Source organism: Halomonas sp. HL-93, from assembly GCF_900086985.1.
Lineage (GTDB): Bacteria > Pseudomonadota > Gammaproteobacteria > Pseudomonadales > Halomonadaceae > Vreelandella.
The window spans coordinates 3743495-3765053 of sequence record NZ_LT593974.1 but is presented as its reverse complement, the minus strand read 5'-3'; the positions used below and the strand labels follow the sequence as shown (position 1 = coordinate 3765053).

Genomic DNA, 21559 nt, shown 5'->3' with positions numbered 1-21559 from the left:
TGATCTCCCTATATCTGACGGGTGTCCACTGGGTCGATGTGGCCGACCGTGTCTTTATCGTTCCAGTTGCGCAGCAACAGCCAAGCGGCCTGCAGCGAGCGCAGTAGAGCCAGCCCTAAGCCAACGGGCACAGCCGCATAGACCATCCACATTGGCAACCCTAAACCTGGGGAGCTCTGACCGATCATGGCGATGCGCTGGGTCAGCGGAATGCCGTACCAGACCATGAGAGTGAAGAACATAGCGGAACCCATCAGTGCGACCAGGACGAAGAACTTCGCAGTTCGTGGGCCAAGCATCGCAGGGGCGAGGTCGACGGATATATTGCGCCCTTCTCTTACCGCAAGACTGACACCGAGGAAGGTGCACCAGATCAGTAGGTAGCGTGCCAGCTCTTCCGACCAGACCAGCGGTGCGCCGATGAAATAGCGGCAGAACACCTGCGCGATGAGAGTAACAACCAAGACAAGCAGAATGGCGGCTACCAGATATTTTTCAAAATTGCGCTCAAGGCCACGCAGTAGTCGCATAGGTCGTCCCTCCTTTCGGTCATGGCATCGGCGAGCAATCGAAGAAATTGTACTCATGCTGTGTTACGACTAACATGTTAGTTGAAAAATAACCGATATCAATGCAACATTTTGCTAATTGCATGCCATTGAGGGATTGCTTCATGAATAATTGTATTCGGCCGGGTCACTCTGGGGAGATGTCGGAAAATGCACGGATGCGAGGGGAAAAGGGATATATGTTTGGCGTTTTTCCGGCGATGGTGACCCCGTTCCGTGACGATGGCAGTATTGATATAGAGCGGGCCGCGGCGCATGCGTCGCGCTTGATCGCCAGGGGGGCTGACGGTGTGACGCTGTGTGGCACCACCGGAGAAGGGGTCTCCATCGGTATCGAAGAACGTAGCCGGTTACTCGACGGTGTCTTGGCTGAGGGGGTAAGCCCCGACTCGGTGACCTTCTGCGTGTGTGCGACATCGGTCGATGGAGCGGCGCACCAGGCAAGTCTTGCGCTCGATCGTGGTATCCGCAAGCTGTTGCTGACGCCTCCCTTCTATTTCAAAAGCATTAGCGATGAGGCCTTGTTCTCTTGGTGCGAAGCGCTTTTTGAACGAATCCAGCATGCGAATCCGCAAGTGATCCTCTATCACATACCGCAGGTGACCCAAGTAGCGTTTTCTCATGCACTCATTCGTCGCTTGAAGCAGGCGCATGGTGATCTTGTCTTCGGCGTCAAGGATAGCGCTGGGGTGTGGGAACATACCGAACAGTTATTGAAAATGGACGATATGGCGATTCTTGTCGGTGATGAGCGTCTGCTGGCGCGTGCCGCTCCTCTGGGCGGTGCCGGTGCAATCAGCGGCATTGCCAATATCTTACCGGAGCGGGTTTCCCGCCTGGTCTATGAGGGCGAATCGGATAGCCAGCTCGATACGCTCGTCGATGAGATCGTTCAGTCGCCAGTCACGCCGCTAGTGAAGGCTCTGGTCGGCGAACTCTTCGATGAACCAGGCTGGGAGCGAACTCGGCCACCACTGGATCCGGCCGATCCGCAACGGGTTAAACGGCTTGCTGCCTATGTTCGTTCTTTCGTAGGGTAAGCCCAGTTTTCATGAGGAGCGACACGAGATGTCACTGCGCGAACAGGCTTACGATAGTTTCACGACCCATCTGTTATCCCGCAGGATTCAGTCGGGACAGTTCATTTCTCAGCGAGAACTGACACAGATTCTTGACGTCCCGCTGGGTGCCGTACGCGAGATGATTCCCCGGCTTGAAGCCGACGGGTTGATCCGCACCATGCCGCATCGAGGCCTGCAGGTTGCTCCGGTGGATATGGGCTTCATTCGCAATGCTTTTCAACTACGGCACATGCTCGAGCGTGAAGCGGTGGCTGAATTTGCGGTCAATGCGCCTGCCGAGGAGATCGAGAACCTGAGGAAAGCGCATGAAGAGGTGCGTGCCCAGGGGGTAGAAGGTGTCACCCCTGAGCTGCTTGCTCATGCCCAGGATATGGACTGGCGGATGCATCAGCGGATGATCGATGCGTTGGGCAACGAGTTGGTCTCGGGGATCTACAGGACGAATCTCATCAAGATACGGCTGATCCGCAGCGAGGATACTCGAATGCTACCTGAGCTGCTTGTCGCGGTCATGGACGAGCATCTAGCCATTATCGACGCCTTGGCGAATCGCGATTCGCAGGCGGCGGTACAGGCCCTCGATATGCATATCGATAGCGCCAGACAGCGTGTCCTCAGGATTTAGACTATGGCCTGCTCGTGTACCAAAAATCAGGGAGAGACCCTATGACAAAGCGTGTGCTCGTCACCGCAACAGACTATTCCCGCAACTGCCCCGATGCCAGGATGCAGCTTGAGGCCGAAGGCTTCGAGGTAGTCGAGAATTCTTTCGGGCGGCCGATGACCTTCGAGGAGCTGGCTCAACGGGTGGGCGAGGTCGATGCCGTTATTGCAGGTGTGGATACCTGGGACGAGGCGGTATTTTCCATTGCCCCGCGGCTCAGAATCATCGCCCGTTTCGGCGTCGGCGTGGATAATATCGATATCGATGCGGCGAAGCGCCATGGTGTGACTGTCACCAACGCCCCCGGTGCCAATGCCAATGCCGTAGCGGAGCTCACTCTGGGACTAATCCTCTCTTCAATGCGTTCGATACCTAAGCTCCACAATGCCGTCCGGCGCGGCGAATGGGACCGGACCGTGGGCAATGAACTGATCGGCCGAACGGTCGGCCTGCTGGGTTTTGGCAACATTGCCCAGAAGGTGGCGCGCAAGCTATCGGGTCTGGACGTTTCGCTCATGGCCTACGACAAGTTCCCCGATGAAGATGCTGCTCGTGCACTTGATGTGATGCTGAAGGATATGGATGAAGTGATCTCAAGTGCTGATGTGCTCTGCATGCTGCTACCGAGCCTGCCTGAGACAAAAGGGATCATGGATGCCTACCGTTTCGCGCAGATGAAAGAGGGGGCCATTTTCGTGAATACTGCTCGCGGGGCTCTGGTTCAGGAGGCGGCGCTCAAGCAGGTACTGGACAATGGCCACCTCGGTGGCGCTGCGATCGACGTCTACGAGGTTGAACCCGCTTCGGCCGATAATCCCTTATTCTCGACCGAGCGCATCATCACCACGCCCCATACCGCAGCCGAGACCTGGGAAACCTTCGAGGCTGTGGGTGCCGTTACCGCCCAGGCAATCCTCGATCTATTTTCAGGATCCGGACCTGCCAATCGCCTGTAGCCGGGCTAGCTCCACAACGGTAGCTCGCTGACCAGCATGTCGGTGGCGAAGCTAATGGCGCCATCGTTCGGCCGGTCAGTGGGCGATGACCTGGAACGACTGCAGATCGTCAAGATGCTGCTGAACTGGATTGGAATCGGCCGCAACCGCCCCGGCCAATGCTGTCACGAGGGTGGAAACGACGTCTCAAGAATGCTTTGATGGAAGTCATATGGTTAATAAAAAAACATGACATAGCCTAAGGCAGGGACGCCATATGGATGATTTATCGCCGTCCGACCTAAAAACCATTCTTCACTCCAAGCGCGCCAACCTCTATTACCTGCAGCACTGCCGGGTGTTGGTGAATGGTGGCCGGGTGGAGTACGTCACCGACGAGGGCAGTAAATCCCGCTACTGGAATATCCCCATCGCCAACACTACCTCGATACTGTTGGGCACCGGCACTTCAATAACCCAGGCGGCCATGCGCGAGCTAGCCAAAGCAGGTGTACTCGTCGGGTTTTGTGGCGGCGGCGGTACGCCACTATTTGCTGCCAATGAAGTTGACGTGGATGTCGCTTGGCTGACCCCGCAAAGCGAGTACCGGCCAACGGAGTACTTGCAATACTGGGTACGCTTCTGGTTTGACGATGCCAAACGCCTGGATGCCGCCCGCGCGTTTCAGCAAGCTCGGCTTGCCCGTATCGAAGCGCTTTGGACAAGCCGCGTGATGAAAGACGCAGGCTTCAGTACTTCTACCGACCATCTGCATAGCGCGCTGACCCACCACCGCGAAGCGATCAAGCAAGCCCCCAGCACCGTCGATCTACTGACTTTGGAAGCGCGTTTAACCAAAACTCTGTTCAAGCTGGCGGTGAATGCCGTTGATTACGGTGACTTCACCCGCGCCAAGCGTGGTACGGGCACCGACCCTGCCAACCGTTTTCTCGATCACGGCAACTATTTAGCCTACGGCTTGGCAGCCACCGCCACCTGGGTGCTGGGCATTCCCCATGGGCTGGCGGTACTCCACGGTAAAACCCGCCGGGGTGGTTTAGTCTTTGATGTGGCGGATCTGGTGAAAGACGCGGTGATTTTGCCCCAGGCGTTTATTTCCGCCATGCGCGGCGATGAAGAGCAAGAGTTTCGCCAAGCCTGCATTGAGCGCCTAACTCGCACCGAATCCCTCGACTTTATGATCGATACGCTCAAGGAAGTCGCCCAGGAGCTGGGGAGTGGCGACGCATGAATGTGCTGCTGATTTCCCAGTGCAATAAAAATGCTCTCAAGCAAACCCGGCGTGTGCTTGATCAGTTTGCCGAGCGCCGGGGCGACCGCACTTGGCAAACGCCGATCACCCAGGCAGGGCTGGAGACGCTGCGTAAGCTGCTACGCAAAACCGCCCGCAAGAATACTGCCGTTGCTTGCCACTGGATTCGTGGACACGACCATAGTGAGCTGATGTGGGTGGTGGGGGATGCTGCTCAGTTCAATCTCAATGGCGCAGTACCGACCAATACCACCGCCCGGGATATTCTGCGCCGCCGCGATGAAAATGACTGGCACAACGGTGAAGATATTCTCTTGCTCACCGCTATGGCCGCGTTACTGCATGACCTGGGAAAAGCCTGCGACGCCTTCCAGCAGCGACTTAAAGGCAAACTGGAAGGGCGCAACTTATACCGCCATGAGTGGATATCGCTACGCCTGTTCCAAGCTTTTATAGGAAGTGACGACGACGCTACCTGGCTGGCGCGCCTGGCCGAAGGCGACTATCAAGAGCAGGACTGGCTGGAGGGTTTGGAGCGTGACGGAATAGATGCTCCTATTTCTGCGGTGTTTAGCCAATTGCCACCGCTAGCTGCCGCGCTGGGTTGGCTGGTGCTTAGCCATCACCGGCTACCCTTAAAGCCACCGGAAAGCGATGGCGAGAATGAACGGCGCTGGGGCAGAGGAAAGGCGCCACTTCAGGCCGAGCAGCTAGGCGGGCTGTTTGCTTCTATTCATGCCGAGTGGAACGAGATTCCTGAGACCCAAGACCCTAAACGGATAGCACCGTACTGGCAGTTCAGTAAGGGCTTACCGGTTAGTACACCGCGCTGGCGCGAACGTGCCAACAAACTTGCCTCTCGGCTGCAGGCGCGGCTGCAGAATAATGGTGGTCACTGGCTGGAAAGCCGCTACGTTATGCATTTAGCTCGGCTTAGCCTAATGCTGGCCGATCACCACTACTCAAGCCTGGAAGACCTTCAACATCGCGTGCGGGGCGAGCCAAATTATCCGTTGACCGCTAATACTGTGCGTAAAACCGGCAAGCCCAACCAGCCGTTGGATGAGCATATTCTGGGCGTTGAAAAACACGCCGCTGCGGTCGCCCGTGCGCTGCCCAGTGTCGACAGCCACCTGCCCCGTTTAGCGCGCCACAAGGGCTTTCGTAAACGCAGCAGTCACCCGCGTTTTCGCTGGCAGGATAAAGCCTTTGATCTGGCCCAGTCGTTGAGGGAGCGTAGCCAGCGCCAGGGCTTTTTTGGCATCAATATGGCCTCCACCGGCTGCGGTAAAACCCTGGCCAATGGACGCATTATGTATGCGCTGGCTGACCCTCAACAGGGCGCGCGTTTTAGCATAGCGCTGGGGTTACGCACGCTAACGCTGCAAACCGGTCAGGCCCTGCGTGAACGTCTGCATTTGGGTGAAGATGAACTCGCCGTGCGCGTGGGGGGAAGCGCCAATAAAACCCTGTTTGAACACTACGAACAAGAAGCCGAAGCCAGCGGCTCGGCGTCCCAACAGGCGCTGATCGAAGAAGACGCCCATGTGGTGTTTGACGGCAACTTTGATAGCCACCCGGTGCTGCGCCGCCTTAATAATGAACCGGGCACCCGTGCTTTGATTGCCTCGCCCATTTTGGTATGTACCGTTGACCACCTGGTGCCCGCCACGGAAAGCACGCGCGGCGGGCGACAGATCGTGCCTATGCTGCGGCTAATGAGCAGTGATCTAGTGCTCGACGAAATCGACGATTTCGATATCAACGACCTTCCCGCGCTTACTCGATTAGTGAATTGGGCAGGGCTTTTGGGATCGCGGGTGCTACTGTCATCGGCCACCTTGCCGCCCGCATTGGTCGAAGGTTTGTATGAAGCCTATCGCAGCGGTCGTGAGGCCTTTCAGCGTCACCGCGGCGAGCCGGGTTTGGCGGTGGATATCTGCTGCGCTTGGTTCGACGAGCACGACCGCCAGCATGAAAACTGCGCCAGCAGCGAGACCTTCAAGGCCGCGCATCATGCCTTTGCCAAGCGGCGGTTGGAGCGCCTAGCCAAAAGCCCGGTACGCCGCCGTGGCGAAATTCTAGCATTGCCAGCGCTGGGCAAACGCCCAGCAGAGATCAGGCCCGCGGTTGCAGCGCTGCTACGCGAGCATTCACTGGCGCTTCACCAGCAGCACCATTCCGTTGATCCCCACACCAGCAAACGCGTCAGCTTTGGCCTTATACGTATGGCCAATATTGACCCCTTGGTGGATGTGGCCAGGGCGCTGTTTCAGCAGGGCGCTCCTGAAGGTGTGCGCATTCACCTCTGCGTCTACCACTCCCGCCACCCGTTGGTGATGCGCTCAGAAATTGAGCGCCGGTTAGATAAAGCGCTGCAACGAGCCGAGCCTGAACGCGTTTTCCAGCAGCCGGATATCCGCCGCTTACTGGATGGCGGTGAAGAAAACGACCACCTGTTTATTGTGCTGGGCTCGCCGGTCACCGAAGTCGGCCGCGACCACGATTACGACTGGGCGATAGTAGAGCCTTCCTCCATGCGCTCGATTATCCAGCTAGCGGGCCGGGTGCGCCGCCACCGCGAACGACCTTGCGAAGTGGCCAATATTTTGCTCTTAGAGACCAATCTAAAAGACCTTGAGCGGCCGGGTGAACCTGCTTTTTATAAGCCAGGCTTCGAAACAAACGCCACCTGGCGTCTCAAAAACCACTCACTTAACACCTTGTTAACGCCTGATGAGTACCAGGTGATCGATGCCCGCCCCCGCGTGCTGGCGCGTGAAGTGCTGCACGCTAAAGAAAGTCTCGTCGATCTGGAGCACGAGCGGCTGCACCAGTTAATGATCGAGCAGCCCGCCGAGCCGTTAACCAAAAAAGAGCTAAGAATAGGGAAAGCCCCCAAGCCGCCGCCGCTGGGTGCTTATAGCTGGCATGTAATGCCGCAGCTTCATTTAACCGGGGTATTGATTCAGCGAGACCCCTTTCGCCAGCAGCTCGAACCTGAAATAACCCTAGCGCTGCTGCCCGATGAAGGCGGCGAAACCTGGACGCTACACCGCGTAGACGATGGCGCAAGGCGGGGCGAAAAGCTCTATGTGCCGGTGGAGGAGAGCCTGCTGGTGCGGGTAGACCTGGCAAAAGAGCAGGGCGAGCGGATTCAACCCTGGGGGGCCAGCGACTACTTAACGGCCCTGGCTGACTTAGCGGAAGACCTGGATATGTCACTGGATCGCGCCGCCCGTACCTTTGGGACGGTAACGGCCTCGGCTAGAAACCAGCGCTGGGGGTATCACCCGGTGTTGGGGTTTTGGCGTAGCAAATGACGTTAAACCTGCTCGTTAATATCTGCGAGCGTTTCGCAAGCCAGGGTTTGTATGCCAGCAAGGGCTTCAGCGCTGTCATTAGCAAGCCAAGAGAGACTTGGAAATCGTGAGCATAAGCCTACAAATTGTTGGTCTTCTTCAGACCAAAGAATACTGAAGGTGTGATCGCTGTGATTTATCATCATTGCTATGCCAGCAGGGTGAAATAACCAAAAGGAAAACGTATGGCAAATAATAGCAGAGCAGCAGAAATTCGCTCTGGGATCGAAGCCTTCCTAAAAGAGCGCTTCGATACCAAGGCGGAAAAGCTAGCTCCCGATGACCCGAAATACCAGGCACTGGTTGAGCAGTTCCAATTCGATACCTGGATCAACGATGCGGCAAGGCGCGTTGGTCAACTACAAGTCGTAACCCACTCCCTCAAGCCTATCCACCCCGATGCCAAAGGCTCCAATCTTTACGCCCCACCCGAATCGCTACATGCTCACAACCTAGTGGGTAGTCATGTGCTAACCGCTGATTTTGCGGGCGATGTGGTGGGGAACGCCGCAGCCTTGGATGTGTATAAGTTCTTGAAGCTGCAGTTCGAAGGAAAATCGCTGCTTGAGCGTGCTCTAGAAAACGATAGCGAGTTTGCCAAAGCGTTAAGTGATAATCCCGAACAAGCCCAGGCGTGGATCAGTGCCTTTGCGGCAATTACCGAACCGCGGGGTGAGCACGCCTCACATACTCGAGGCAAACAGCTCTACTGGCTGGTGGGTGATGATGCCGCAGACCTAGAAAATGACGCCGATAACTTCCGTTTGCTAGCCCCGCTCTATGCCACCTCGTTGGCCCATCGTGTCTTTCAAACCATTAACCATGACCGCTTTAGCGAAGAGGCTAAAGAGGCACGGAAGGCCAAGCGGGAAGGTAAATACGCTGAGCAACCTGTTCACAGCTACCCCAACCTGGCCGTACAAAAAATGGGCGGCACCAAGCCGCAGAATATCTCGCAACTGAATAGCGAGCGGGGCGGTAACAACTATTTATTGGCATCGCTTCCGCCCAGTTGGAATGTGCGTGATATTCGCCCGCCGCTAAAAGTAGCCTCTGTGTTTTCTCACCCTGGTGTATTTGGCAGCCGGTCAGAAGTGCGCTCCCTTGTTAAAGACCTCAAGCGCTTTCTGGAAACCAACCCCTCCACTGATATTCACACCCGTGACCTGCGTGACGACTACACCGCCATGTTGATGGACGAGCTGGCGCTGTTTGCCATGCAAATGCATAGCCTGCCCGCAGGATGGAGCGACGATGAAAAATGTGAACTGGTCGCCGAAGAAGCCTTTTGGCTAGATCCTGGCCGTGCCGAGGAAGATGCTGCTTTTCGTGAAGCGCGGAACAGCGTGGAATGGGCAGACGAGATTCGCCACCGCTTTGCTAGCTGGCTTAATACCGTGCTGGGTGAAAAGCTCCCATTAGGCGATGTGGAATTTCGTCACTGGAAGAAAACACTGGCGAAAGATGCTACCCATCAACGCCTGCAGGATCGTGACCGTCGATGGATGGAAAGCCTAATGGAAGATTTACACAACCTGCCAGGAGGTGATGACGATGAGTAAAGTGAAAAACCTCCTAGTCCTGCCGCGCCTGCGGGTGCAAAACGCCAACGCGATTTCCAGCCCAATGACCTGGGGCTTTCCTGCCATGAGTGCTTTTGTGGGCTTGATGCATGCGCTAGAGCGGAAGTTAGCAGATGCGAGTCTTCCCGTTTCATTAGGCCGTGTTGGGATTATTTGCCACGACTTTGAAGCCCAAGCCACCGAAGGCGGCTATATCCGTGGTTTTCATCTCACCCGTAACCCAGTGGATAAAACCGGCGGCACAGCAGCGATTGTGGAGGAAGGGCGCGTTCATCTTGATATCACGCTGATCTTCACCATTGATACCGCCGAGGCGGAAAGTGAGCATGACGATATTGCCAAACAAATCGGCGAGATTGTCGCGGGCATGCGTATTGCCGGTGGCAGCGTTATCCCTAACCGCGCCGTGCCAAGCCACAAGCAACGCCCGCAATGGGTCACGCTTGATGACGATGAAGAAGAACGGCAAAAGCAGTTCGCCCGCCTAAAGCGCCGCTGGTTGCCGGGCTTTGCGCTAACCCTGCGTGACGACTACCTCACCGAGCACTGGCAAACGCTGCAACAGCAAAATCCCGATGCCAGCTTGCTTGATGCGTGGTTAGACCTTTCTCGTCTTAACCATTACTGCACGTTAGAAAATGAGGGCGAACCCAACGAGAAGCCCGTTTGGCAGGCACAGCGCCCCTATCGCGGCTGGCTGGTGCCAATCCCCGTAGGTTACGGCAAAATTTCTGATCTTTTCCCACCCGGAGAAGTGGCCAATGCCCGCGATACCCAAACCCATTTCCGCTTTGTCGAAAGCCTCTACTCCATTGGCGAATGGGTAAGCCCCCACCGCATGAAGCAACCTGAAGACCTGCTTTGGTACGTTGATAACGACGAAGAAGCGGGACTTTACCGACTCAACAACGATTACCACCTTCGCGCCTCAGCACAGTAAACAAGGAGCTTTATCATGGCTAAAAACGATACCGTTAAAACCGCTTCCGTCCTCGCTTTTGAGCGCAAGCTTGATCCTTCTGACGCACTGCTTTACGCCAGCAGTTGGGAGAAGCGGGAAGATGAACAGCAGTGGCAGCCGGTCGCAGTGCGTGAAAAATCAGTGCGCGGCACTATCTCAAACCGGTTGAAAGGCAAAGACCAAGACCCCGCCAAGCTAGACGCTGCAATTGAAAATCCCAATCTGCAAACAGTGGATGTAGCCACGCTGCCCCACGATGCAGACACCTTAGTCGCTCGTTTTACGCTGCGCGTTTTGGCTGGTGCCGGAACGCCCTCTGCCTGCAATAACGCTGAGTACCAAGCCAAGCTTGAGCAGGCAGTTGCCGAGTATAAACAAGCGGAAGGATTTGGCGAGCTGGCACATCGCTATGCCAATAACCTCGCTAATGGCCGCTTCCTGTGGCGCAATCGCATGGGGGCAGAACAGGTAGAGGTCAGTGTTCGCCAACTGGAAAAGGGCAAAGCCACCAAAGAGTGGACGTTTGATGCGCTGTCGCTCTCTTTACGGGCTTTCGAGGACACCACCGAGCTTAAAGAGCTCGCCGGACTTATTGCCTCCGCACTGGCCGGTGAGCAGCACTTACTGCTAGAGGTAGTGGCTTATGTGCGTGTGGGCAGTGGCCAAGAAGTGTTCCCTTCACAAGAGCTGATTCTTGATCGGGGCCGGGGTGATAAGAGCAAAACGCTTTATCACGTTAGCAAGATTGCCGGTATTCACTCGCAGAAATTGGGTAACGCCATTCGTACCATCGACACTTGGTACCCCAATGAAAACGATGAAGACCTAGGCCCTATTGCTGTTGAGCCGTATGGCTCAGTGACCACGCAGGGCAAAGCGAACCGCCAGCCCAAGCAGAAGGCTGATTTCTACTCTCTGCTAGATAACTGGATGATCAAGGATCAAGTGCCTACGAAGGAAGACCAGCACTTTGTTATGGCGACCCTGATTCGCGGCGGTGTATTCGGCGAAGCGGGGTAAACCATGGATCACTATATCGACATTCGTTTAAGGCCCGACCCTGACTTTGCCCCGGCAATGTTAATGGGCGCGCTTTATAACAAGCTGCACCGGGCGCTGTTTGATTTACAGGCCGAAGATTTAGGTGTCAGTTTCCCTAGCCATAAGCACGGTGTACGCGCTCGCACACTGGGTGATCACCTTCGCTTGCATGGCACGCAAGCGCGTTTGCAGCAGCTAATGAGTGCAGATTGGCTAACCGGCATGCGCGATCACACCCAGGTTAGCGAAGTGCTTACGGTGCCTGCTAGTGCTCAGCATATCAACGTGGCGCGTAAGCAGTTTAATACGGGGAGTGAAAGCCGGGCCAAACGTTACGCCAAACGGCATGATATCTCGGAAGACGAAGCGCGGAAGATTTATGCCAAGCTGGCGGAACGGCGTATTGAGCTACCCTTTGTGCAGATCAATAGTCGTTCTACCCAGCAGCGTTTCAGCCTGTTTATTGAACACAGCAAGCCCCAGGAAAGCTCGGTGGCGGGAGCGTTTAACCACTACGGTTTAAGCAGTAACGCGACCGTACCGTGGTTTTGACCCTTTTTTTCAACATGAAAATTGGTAACCAATAATCAATCACTTAGCGGTATCGCTCAAAAAAGAGTGATACCGCTTTTTTCGGCTAAAGCTCTTTAACAATCAGCATATTAATTTTGATAAGCTCTAGTTAGCTGCCGCCCAGGCAGCTCAGAAAGAACTCATAATCCTCGTCCAGCGGGGTTTCGATGTTAGCTGCCGCCCAGGCAGCTCAGAAACAACACGCACGGCGTTCAAGCCAAGCGCGCCAGTTAGCTGCCGCCCAGGCAGCTCAGAAAGCGGAAAGCGAAAACGAATACGGCGAGCAGCGGTTAGCTGCCGCCCAGGCAGCTCAGAAAAAGGACATTCTGAAGTTGGCCGAAGATGATTCGTTAGCTGCCGCCCAGGCAGCTCAGAAATTTCCCATCATGCCCTTCAGGATGCTGGATTCGTTAGCTGCCGCCCAGGCAGCTCAGAAATCATAGCCAAGCCTTATTCAGAATCTCGGTTTGTTAGCTGCCGCCCAGGCAGCTCAGAAATCGACCATTTCACGGTGCGGCAGCTTGTCATCGTTAGCTGCCGCCCAGGCAGCTCAGAAACAATCAGCGCAAGAAAACGCGGTGCAGCGCTCGTTAGCTGCCGCCCAGGCAGCTCAGAAAGACTATTGCAACACCTCTGACTCCGCTCTCATGTTAGCTGCCGCCCAGGCAGCTCAGAAATGGAAAACACCATTGCCTGGGAAATCACTCAGGTTAGCTGCCGCCCAGGCAGCTCAGAAAGGAAGCGCCATCCCGTTCTTCCGTGGCGATACGTTAGCTGCCGCCCAGGCAGCTCAGAAAAATCCTTATCTCGCAAAAGTGATAGGAGAACCGTTAGCTGCCGCCCAGGCAGCTCAGAAATGCTGGCAGGTGGCCTGGTAAAGGTGCAAGGCGTTAGCTGCCGCCCAGGCAGCTCAGAAATCTACAGTGCGGGCATCCTGATCGATACTGCCGTTAGCTGCCGCCCAGGCAGCTCAGAAAGGTGACGGCATCGGCCTGATTGGCCCGACGGTGTTAGCTGCCGCCCAGGCAGCTCAGAAAGTAAAGGAATCTCGAATGACTAAAGCAACACAGTTAGCTGCCGCCCAGGCAGCTCAGAAATGAGACCCTGAACGAACGCTGCCAGACAATGCGTTAGCTGCCGCCCAGGCAGCTCAGAAATCAACGCCTACCCGTTCGCCGAGATTGGCCGAGTTAGCTGCCGCCCAGGCAGCTCAGAAAAAGATCGACAAAGGTGCGGTTGAAGGCGATTGGTTAGCTGCCGCCCAGGCAGCTCAGAAAACGATCAAACCAGGGATGAAGCTCTGCGACATGTTAGCTGCCGCCCAGGCAGCTCAGAAATTCCTGTTCAAAGCTCTTGCCCTGCTGCTCACGTTAGCTGCCGCCCAGGCAGCTCAGAAAGGGACGCCCTGGAAGCGGACCTTTTGCAGGTTGTTAGCTGCCGCCCAGGCAGCTCAGAAAAGCAGCCGGGCGCGAGCGGAGGACGTGCTCGAGTTAGCTGCCGCCCAGGCAGCTCAGAAATCGACGTGCGCGCCCCAAAGCACGTTGCGCAGGTTAGCTGCCGCCCAGGCAGCTCAGAAATACTGGCTGCTGCATGACGAGCCCAACATGTGGTTAGCTGCCGCCCAGGCAGCTCAGAAATCTGCCGATGGAGTGCGACTGCCAGACGATGCGTTAGCTGCCGCCCAGGCAGCTCAGAAAAATCGCTTGTTCAGAACTGAGGTGAATCATGAGTTAGCTGCCGCCCAGGCAGCTCAGAAAGTCACAGCGCAGCATCGAAAGCCCGAGCACCCGTTAGCTGCCGCCCAGGCAGCTCAGAAATTAGCCTGAGTCATTAACCCCTCCTCCACTCGGTTAGCTGCCGCCCAGGCAGCTCAGAAATGCCTGACGGGTAGATCACTAACCCCCGCCTTGTTAGCTGCCGCCCAGGCAGCTCAGAAAAGACGAACGCTCAGGCCTGCGTGCCGCCGTCAGTTAGCTGCCGCCCAGGCAGCTCAGAAACTGACTGGGCGGCGGATTCGGTGTCGCTTTTCGTTAGCTGCCGCCCAGGCAGCTCAGAAAAGCTTGGCGTAGCGCTGGCGGCGGCCGGTAAGGTTAGCTGCCGCCCAGGCAGCTCAGAAAAGCGGGATGCAGTCGACGCCCCGCAGCTCCCAGTTAGCTGCCGCCCAGGCAGCTCAGAAATTGTGTCCAAGGTCGTCATAAAGGGCGACTTCGTTAGCTGCCGCCCAGGCAGCTCAGAAACGCAGCACGCCCAGCACTGCGGCCATATCTTGGTTAGCTGCCGCCCAGGCAGCTCAGAAATGGCTGCACTCGCGAATAGATCCTGTGGGTAGGTTAGCTGCCGCCCAGGCAGCTCAGAAATAGCACGCGCTGCCGCTGCTCACGGCGGCGACGTTAGCTGCCGCCCAGGCAGCTCAGAAATCCAAGAGTAAACCGTTCGCAGGGTGGTGGCCGTTAGCTGCCGCCCAGGCAGCTCAGAAAAACGTGACCGAGACGGCGAGCCGTAACACACCGTTAGCTGCCGCCCAGGCAGCTCAGAAACGGCACCGCTGGAAGCGCCCAGTAAATCGGCTGTTAGCTGCCGCCCAGGCAGCTCAGAAAACCACGTAAATGAGGAAACCAATCATGTCTAAGTTAGCTGCCGCCCAGGCAGCTCAGAAATATCAGTCGAGAGCCCTGGCCCGCTGCGACTTGTTAGCTGCCGCCCAGGCAGCTCAGAAAACCGTCCCAGCACCCAGGTAATTGCGATACACGTTAGCTGCCGCCCAGGCAGCTCAGAAATGAAATGGGTCACCTGGTGTTGGCAGAGGTGAGTTAGCTGCCGCCCAGGCAGCTCAGAAATGGGTAAGCTCGGGGCCTTGATCGAACGCGGGGTTAGCTGCCGCCCAGGCAGCTCAGAAAGCCCGCAGTCGTCGGCTGCTGTTTAGCACCCCGTTAGCTGCCGCCCAGGCAGCTCAGAAAGTCTGCTCGGAATACGCACCGACTTTTCCAATGTTAGCTGCCGCCCAGGCAGCTCAGAAATGCTCGACATCGAGCGCGGCGATTACACCCTTGTTAGCTGCCGCCCAGGCAGCTCAGAAATCCCAGGGGGCGCTAGGCAGGCGTAGGGACAAGTTAGCTGCCGCCCAGGCAGCTCAGAAAACCCGGGCCATGGCCGCGCCCGTCACGCCATTGTTAGCTGCCGCCCAGGCAGCTCAGAAAAATAGAGATGCGCGCCCCGGCGCTTTGTCTGGGTTAGCTGCCGCCCAGGCAGCTCAGAAAATGCACTAGGTGGTGCGCTTCGTCTTGTACAAGTTAGCTGCCGCCCAGGCAGCTCAGAAAAGCCAGAGCGACCCAGCGCCGCCAAGGGCGTTGTTAGCTGCCGCCCAGGCAGCTCAGAAATGGAGCAGGTGGGCATAATCTTTAACCATGGCGTTAGCTGCCGCCCAGGCAGCTCAGAAAAAGAAGGCCTATATCAAGTGGCTGCGCGAGAAGTTAGCTGCCGCCCAGGCAGCTCAGAAAAAGACGACCGGCCGCGCCTTCCTGGAAGACTTGTTAGCTGCCGCCCAGGCAGCTCAGAAAATACAGTGACGGACGGCAGGCCATAAAACTGAGTTAGCTGCCGCCCAGGCAGCTCAGAAAATTGAGCGTAAAGTGATTGAAATAATTGCACAGTTAGCTGCCGCCCAGGCAGCTCAGAAAAAATGTACGACCCGCTATAATGTAGTCGCGCAGTTAGCTGCCGCCCAGGCAGCTCAGAAATGTTGGAAGTTAACCCGATGGCGTCTATTCAGGTTAGCTGCCGCCCAGGCAGCTCAGAAACCGCCGCGCTGAATTGCTTTTGCTATGGGTGAGTTAGCTGCCGCCCAGGCAGCTCAGAAATAGGTCACCGAATGCCGTCGCACGTGCATAGGGTTAGCTGCCGCCCAGGCAGCTCAGAAAAGGAATACCGGCAGCCTCTTTTCTTCCTTACGGTTAGCTGCCGCCCAGGCAGCTCAGAAAGGTGACGCGCTCTTCGTCTTTGAATTCGTTGGGTTAGCTGCCGCCCAGGCAGCTCAGAAAGCCTGAAAGTCGCTGAAGAGCTGGAGGAAGCGGTTAGCTGCCGCCCAGGCAGCTCAGAAAAGCACGCCGAGGATGAAACCCCGGGCAATCATGTTAGCTGCCGCCCAGGCAGCTCAGAAAAGCGGTTATAGCGGGCCTGGGCGCGCATGGCCGTTAGCTGCCGCCCAGGCAGCTCAGAAATGCAGGCAACCCGGAGCCTTATCTCAAAGCCAGTTAGCTGCCGCCCAGGCAGCTCAGAAATGCGCCAGAGCTACGCCGCCGGGCGTGAACGGGTTAGCTGCCGCCCAGGCAGCTCAGAAAAGCGACCAGCAAGCCCAGACCCAAGGCAATGTGTTAGCTGCCGCCCAGGCAGCTCAGAAAACTCCCCGATGCTGGCCACAAAAGCGACGAGCGTTAGCTGCCGCCCAGGCAGCTCAGAAAAACGGCCCACGCTGTGAAGATGGCCAGGTTTGGTTGGCTGCCGCCCAGGCAGCAAGTAGACGTTTATGATGCCTAGCCCTATTCCTCCGGTGCAGGCTCCATGGCCCGTTTGTCGTCGGGCAGGCGGACGGTGTCGCCTTTTTGGAGCTTGCCTCGGCTGTCCAGGCGTTGGCCTTGGGCGTCGATGATGGCGACCACATCACCAATGCTGACGGCATCGTCCTCGCGGTAGCTGCGTACGTCGATGCGCACTGAGCAACCCTGATACCGCGCCGTGAGAATGTCGCCGGTATGGGGCGTGGGGTCGAAATTGGCGTCTTTGGCGTAGAGCTGAGTTACGCTGGCGCTTCCTGGCTCATCCCATTCGATGTGTCGATGCATAACAAATTCCTTCTTCGTGTTGTGTTGTAAGGGACAAAGGTAAATGTCTTTACGTTAGCGTAGCCTATTCGCCGCTTTCGCTCTGGGCGGGTTGGCCGATGTGCTGGAACATAAAGTTAAGCGCCGCAGGCAGGCTAGCCCGCCATACTTGCCAGGTGTGTCCGCCGGGGTACAGGTCTAGATGTACGTCGTTGGGCTGAATTTGCTCCATTGCCAGGCGCAGCTGGCGAGCATGGAGCTCAGCGTCAAATACATCACTACGTCCTGCGCTAATATACAGCGGCACGGGAAGCACATCGCTTTCCTCCGCAGCGGGGCGCGGCGTGACCTGAATGCGGTAATCTTCAAGGTGTGCGGTATAGTTTAGCTGTTCCCAAAGTTGGCGGTCGAACTCGCCTTGTTCGTTTAAAAACGCAGGGTGGCGATTGGCCGAGGAGTTGGCCGGTGGGAAAGGCGCGTAGCTGGCGGGGCTTAGCGCGCCCACCGCAGCGAACATGTCGGGGCGTTCCAGGGCAAAATTAAGCGCACCAAAGCCACCAGCGGAAAGCCCGGCTACGCCGCGCATCGCACGTTCATCGCCTACGCGGTAGCGTTCTTCCACGTGAGGCATAAGGTCATTGAAAAAGGCGCTGCGGGCCGCTTCGTTATAGCCATCAACCCACCAGCTACGGCTACCGGGCATGATGAATACGCTGGGGGGGATGTGCCCGGCGCGGATCAGTCGGTCGGCGGTCTGCTTTAAATTGCCTTTGGCTACCCAGTCGCGCTCGTTACCGAACGAGCCATGTAGAAGGTAAACCACTGGGTAAACCGTATCGCTGTCATCAGCGTAACCATCGGGCAAATATACCGTATAGGGGTAAGGGTTTCCCAAGGTGGTCGAATCGAAGTGGTGCCGTTCAACACTGCTAGCGAGGGTGGTCGAACAGGTGGCCAATAAGCCCGCGAATAAACCAAACAGGCTGACGGCCCCGAGCCGCCAAGGGGGGCGTTTTCTCATGAGCACCTCGTCTGCTGGGAATTATCGAGTATCAATGAGGTCGGACAGCCCACGGCGTGAGATGTTCAGGTCGCTAATGCGTAAAGCGTAGCGCAACAACACACTAGCGGGAGGACTCGTGCAAAAAGTTGAAGAGATCTTTTGGCTGAGAGCCTACGGCTGTATCGCCGTTTTTTTATTCCACTTGATGGATCAGGTGAATAACTACGTAGACAATCTCGTTACCGATTTCATGCGTATTCCGCTGGTGCTGGGGACGCCGATTTTCTTGTTTATATCGGTGTTTGTGTTCGCTATTCGTTACGATAAAGAAGTGCCCGAGGGGTTCATACGCCAGCGCGTTAAGTACATCATGCTGCCTTATTTTGTCTATGGACTTATTTATTCAACGGCGGAGTGGGTGCGGGCATGGGCAGAGGGCGATCCGATCAGCTTCTGGGGCAATGCTGTCCAGTATTTTGTTTACGCGGGCTGGCACGGCTACTTCCTGATTATCGCCATGCAGTTTTACGTCGGCTATTGGCTGTTTACCCGTTGGCGTCTTTGGCGGGTCAATCCGGTGCCGTGGTTCTGGCTTTCCTGTTTGATCAGCATGGGCTATTGGGGAACGGCCTACTGGTATGGCGTCGACCCCCCTGGGTACCTGCTGTGGGTGGCGCCGCTGGGCTGGCTGTATCTGTTTTTCCTGGCCCTAGTGCTGGTTCGGTATTACCCATTGGCGCCAAACGGTATTAAAGCCGAGCGACCGTTATGGATGAAATATCTGGCTCTACCGGCCTGCCTGGGGATTTTTGTGCTCGGACTCTGCATCGCAACGCTCGCCCACTTGCCGGACTTCACCTCGAAAGAGGTGTGGATCATTCCGTTCTTTGTGTTGTTTACCCTATGCACCACGCGACGGCTTAAAGGCTACACCGCGCCCAACTGGGTGCGCAAAATCAATGTTTATTCGTTTGGCATTTACTTGGCGCATCCGATGTTTTTCATCGTCACCGATTTAGTGATCGCGCCTTTATCGCTGCCAATTGTGGTCTATGCCGCGATTCTTGCCGTGGTAAGCATGGTGGGGTGCATCGTATTAAGCAACGTGGTCAACAAGTCGAGGATCGGGTCGATGATGTTCGGCAAACAGCTGAATGTGGCGATGCGCTAGGCAATATGACCTGTTGGGGGGATAGGCGCTTGAGAAGTGAAGGTATGGATACGGGTCGGGCAGGCATGCAAACGCTGTAAGAAGTCGTGTATGGCGCTACGGTCGAGTTCAGGGTCGAAACCTCCCAGACGTTCGAGCCATGTACGTCGCACCGCTATGTAAGGGGGCGATTGCAGTGTGGTGGCTAAAAAGCGTTGCAGTAATCGTGCTGGCAAAGTGGGTTCGCTGGCGCCGAGTACAACAGCCTCAACGGCGTAGCTATCCAACATAGGAAAAAGCGCCCGCCATAAGGTCGCTGGTAGTGCGGTGGCGTGCAGCGCAAAAATCAACCATTCGGCCTGGCTGGCGGCAGCGGCGTGATTAAGCCGTGCGCCCAGGGTGGTGGCCGGCGAGACGATGCAGTGCGCAGCAAAACGTTGCTCGATGAGTGATAATCGATTGTCATGGTTAAGGCTGGTTACCTGCAGCGAATAGGCGGGGTGGTCGGCGGCTGCATGGTAAATGGCATGAAGGTGGCGCGGCAATTGGGCACCGGTGACGCAGGTGTCGATAATAAAACATACCGACTTCATGGGGGTGCCCTCCGGCCTTGTGTGTTTATTTTTTGTTTAGTGTAACTGACTGTGTCTAAAAGTTTAATATAGTATCTATTGTTTGGTGCGCAAGCAAATAATGTTTGCTGTGCTCAGGGCTTACAACGCAATGCACTTTTTTGGTGCTAGCGGGCTTGTTTTTGCACAAACTTGGTGCTTTTGTTGTCCTTATAAAGCCGTATATTGGTAGTCAAGCTCTAGATGCAACATGAAGTGGCACGGTTTTTATTTTTAAAGTGCATTTAAAACAATGACTTGATGTTTTTTTATGCCATATTGGTGCAATAGTGGCACGCAATCTGCATTGTTACCTGTAGCGGCTAAGTAAGTCATAGGCAAAGCGCCTTGCGGCGTGCTACAACATTAGCCGGTTTCGTTATCGCTAGGCGTTCTGTTGAATGCAATGAACAAACGTTGAGTGAACAAGCAAGGCAGGCGTGCCATGATGCACGCGTTATGTCGAACAACATTTATCGGTAGCTTACTGTCGTTAGCTTTAAGCCACGCTCATACCGGAGGACACTATGTCAGCCAAGACTCTCGCGCTAATTGAAGAGCATGATGTTAAGTGGGTAGATCTACGTTTCACCGACACCCGCGGTAAAGAGCAGCACGTCACCGTGCCTGCCCGCGATGTGGACGAAGAGTTTTTCGAGAACGGTCAGATGTTTGATGGCTCCTCCATCAACGGCTGGAAAGGCATTAACGAATCCGACATGATTTTGCGTCCGGAAGACGGCACTGCCTACCTCGACCCGTTCACCGAAGACGCTACGCTGGTGCTACGTTGTGACATCATCGAGCCGGCGACCATGCAGGGCTACGATCGTGACCCACGCTCTATTGCCAAGCGTGCTGAGGCTTACTTACAGTCAACCGGTCTTGGCGACACCGCTTTCTTTGGTCCGGAGCCTGAGTTCTTTATTTTTGACGAAGTTCACTGGAAATCCGACATCCAGGGCGCCATGTACAAAATCACCTCTGAAGAAGGTGCATGGGCCACGGATAGCCAGGTAGAAGGCGGCAATTTAGGCCACCGCCCGCGCGTTAAAGGCGGCTACTTCCCGGTTCCGCCGGTAGACAGCTTCCATGATATCCGCGGTGCGATGTGTAATACCCTGGAGGCCATCGGCCAGTCGGTAGAAGTTCATCACCACGAAGTATCTAATGCCGGTCAGAACGAAATCGGCGTTAAGTTTAATACGCTGGTGAAGAAAGCCGACGAAGTGCAGGAAATGAAGTACGTGATCCACAATGTGGCGCACGCCTACGGCAAAACCGCTACCTTCATGCCAAAACCGCTGGTTGGCGATAACGGCTCTGGTATGCACGTTCACCAGTCGTTCTGGAAAGACGGTAACAACCAGTTCGCAGGTGATGAGTACGCGGGTCTTTCCGAGATGGCGCTGTACTATATTGGCGGTATCATCAAGCACGCCCGTGCACTGAACGCCTTCACTAATGCCTCTACCAACTCTTACAAGCGTTTGGTACCGGGCTTCGAAGCGCCGGTCATGTTGGCTTACAGTGCCCGTAACCGTTCGGCGTCGATTCGTATTCCGTATACGGCCAGCCCGAAAGGCAAGCGTGTTGAAACGCGCTTCCCTGATCCGACGGCTAACCCGTACCTGGCCTTCGCAGCGATGCTGATGGCCGGTATCGACGGTATCAAGAACAAGATCCACCCTGGCGATGCCATGGACAAAAATCTCTACGATCTGCCGCCGGAAGAAGGTAAATCGGTACCCACCGTGGCGAGCAGCCTGGATCAGGCGCTGGAAGCGCTGGACACCGATCGTGCATTCTTGACCGAAGGTGGCGTGTTCACCGACGAAATGATCGATGCCTACATCGAACTCAAAATGGAAGACGTGGAGCGTATTCGCATGACCACGCACCCGGTTGAGTTTGATATGTACTATAGCTGCTAAG

Annotated in this window: 15 protein-coding genes and 1 CRISPR repeat array; of the genes, 11 read left to right on the top strand and 4 right to left on the bottom strand. The window is 56.0% G+C overall.

Annotated features, from left to right (window positions below; translation table 11 throughout):
• Positions 1 to 8: 8 nt before the first annotated feature.
• Positions 9 to 530, bottom strand: a complete 522-nt coding sequence (locus GA0071314_RS17410; RefSeq protein ID WP_074397802.1) for a TRAP transporter small permease — start codon at positions 528 to 530, stop codon at positions 9 to 11.
• Between the two features lie 143 nt (positions 531 to 673).
• Here GA0071314_RS17410 and GA0071314_RS17405 point away from each other — a divergent pair, with 143 nt between their 5' ends.
• From GA0071314_RS17405 to cas6f, 9 genes are all read left to right on the top strand, one after another.
• Positions 674 to 1609, top strand: coding sequence for a dihydrodipicolinate synthase family protein (locus tag GA0071314_RS17405; RefSeq protein WP_172822111.1), 936 nt, complete (start codon positions 674 to 676; stop codon positions 1607 to 1609).
• A 28-nt stretch (positions 1610 to 1637) separates the two neighbouring features.
• Positions 1638 to 2276 (top strand): GntR family transcriptional regulator, encoded by a 639-nt coding sequence (locus tag GA0071314_RS17400; protein WP_074397800.1) that lies wholly within the window; start codon positions 1638 to 1640, stop codon positions 2274 to 2276.
• Between the two features lie 41 nt (positions 2277 to 2317).
• Positions 2318 to 3271: a phosphoglycerate dehydrogenase gene (locus GA0071314_RS17395; RefSeq protein ID WP_074397799.1), complete on the top strand. Its 954-nt coding sequence runs from the start codon at positions 2318 to 2320 to the stop codon at positions 3269 to 3271.
• Positions 3272 to 3527: 256 nt separating this feature from the next.
• Entirely contained in the window at positions 3528 to 4502 is a 975-nt protein-coding gene (cas1f, locus tag GA0071314_RS17390; protein WP_074397798.1) for a type I-F CRISPR-associated endonuclease Cas1f, read from the top strand.
• The gene (cas3f, locus tag GA0071314_RS17385) at positions 4499 to 7846 is read left to right on the top strand and encodes a type I-F CRISPR-associated helicase Cas3f (RefSeq protein ID WP_074397797.1); all 3348 of its coding nucleotides are present in this window, start codon (positions 4499 to 4501) and stop codon (positions 7844 to 7846) included. The genes cas1f and cas3f overlap by 4 nt, the downstream gene beginning before the upstream one ends.
• 224 nt (positions 7847 to 8070) lie before the next feature.
• Positions 8071 to 9447, top strand: coding sequence for a type I-F CRISPR-associated protein Csy1 (gene csy1 / locus GA0071314_RS17375; RefSeq protein ID WP_074397795.1), 1377 nt, complete (start codon positions 8071 to 8073; stop codon positions 9445 to 9447).
• A complete protein-coding gene (gene csy2, locus GA0071314_RS17370) occupies positions 9440 to 10408 on the top strand; it encodes a type I-F CRISPR-associated protein Csy2 (protein ID WP_074397794.1) in 969 nt (322 codons plus the stop codon). The genes csy1 and csy2 overlap by 8 nt, the downstream gene beginning before the upstream one ends.
• Positions 10409 to 10423: 15 nt before the next feature.
• Positions 10424 to 11449, top strand: coding sequence for a type I-F CRISPR-associated protein Csy3 (gene csy3, locus GA0071314_RS17365; RefSeq protein WP_074397793.1), 1026 nt, complete (start codon positions 10424 to 10426; stop codon positions 11447 to 11449).
• Between the two features lie 3 nt (positions 11450 to 11452).
• Positions 11453 to 12022, top strand: a complete 570-nt coding sequence (gene cas6f, locus GA0071314_RS17360; RefSeq protein WP_074397792.1) for a type I-F CRISPR-associated endoribonuclease Cas6/Csy4 — start codon at positions 11453 to 11455, stop codon at positions 12020 to 12022.
• Between the two features lie 129 nt (positions 12023 to 12151).
• Positions 12152 to 16500: direct repeats of the CRISPR family, unit length 28 nt; unit sequence GTTAGCTGCCGCCCAGGCAGCTCAGAAA.
• A 78-nt stretch (positions 16501 to 16578) separates the two neighbouring features.
• Here cas6f and GA0071314_RS17355 read toward each other — a convergent pair.
• Together GA0071314_RS17355 and GA0071314_RS17350 are read right to left on the bottom strand one after the other, a co-directional pair.
• Positions 16579 to 16881: a hypothetical protein gene (locus tag GA0071314_RS17355; RefSeq protein ID WP_074397791.1), complete on the bottom strand. Its 303-nt coding sequence runs from the start codon at positions 16879 to 16881 to the stop codon at positions 16579 to 16581.
• Positions 16882 to 16945: 64 nt separating this feature from the next.
• Entirely contained in the window at positions 16946 to 17881 is a 936-nt protein-coding gene (locus GA0071314_RS17350; RefSeq protein ID WP_082934291.1) for an alpha/beta hydrolase, read from the bottom strand.
• Positions 17882 to 17999: 118 nt separating this feature from the next.
• On the opposite strand from GA0071314_RS17350, the gene GA0071314_RS17345 reads away from it, so the two are divergent.
• Positions 18000 to 19034 (top strand): acyltransferase family protein, encoded by a 1035-nt coding sequence (locus tag GA0071314_RS17345; protein WP_074397790.1) that lies wholly within the window; start codon positions 18000 to 18002, stop codon positions 19032 to 19034.
• Here the strand turns inward: GA0071314_RS17345 and GA0071314_RS17340 are convergent.
• The gene (locus GA0071314_RS17340; protein WP_074397789.1) at positions 19031 to 19606 is read right to left on the bottom strand and encodes a hypothetical protein; all 576 of its coding nucleotides are present in this window, start codon (positions 19604 to 19606) and stop codon (positions 19031 to 19033) included. The two genes, GA0071314_RS17345 and GA0071314_RS17340, sit on opposite strands and share 4 nt — an antisense overlap.
• A gap of 545 nt (positions 19607 to 20151) precedes the next feature.
• On the opposite strand from GA0071314_RS17340, the gene glnA reads away from it, so the two are divergent.
• Entirely contained in the window at positions 20152 to 21558 is a 1407-nt protein-coding gene (glnA, locus tag GA0071314_RS17335) for a glutamate--ammonia ligase (protein WP_074397788.1), read from the top strand.
• Position 21559 lies beyond the last annotated feature (1 nt).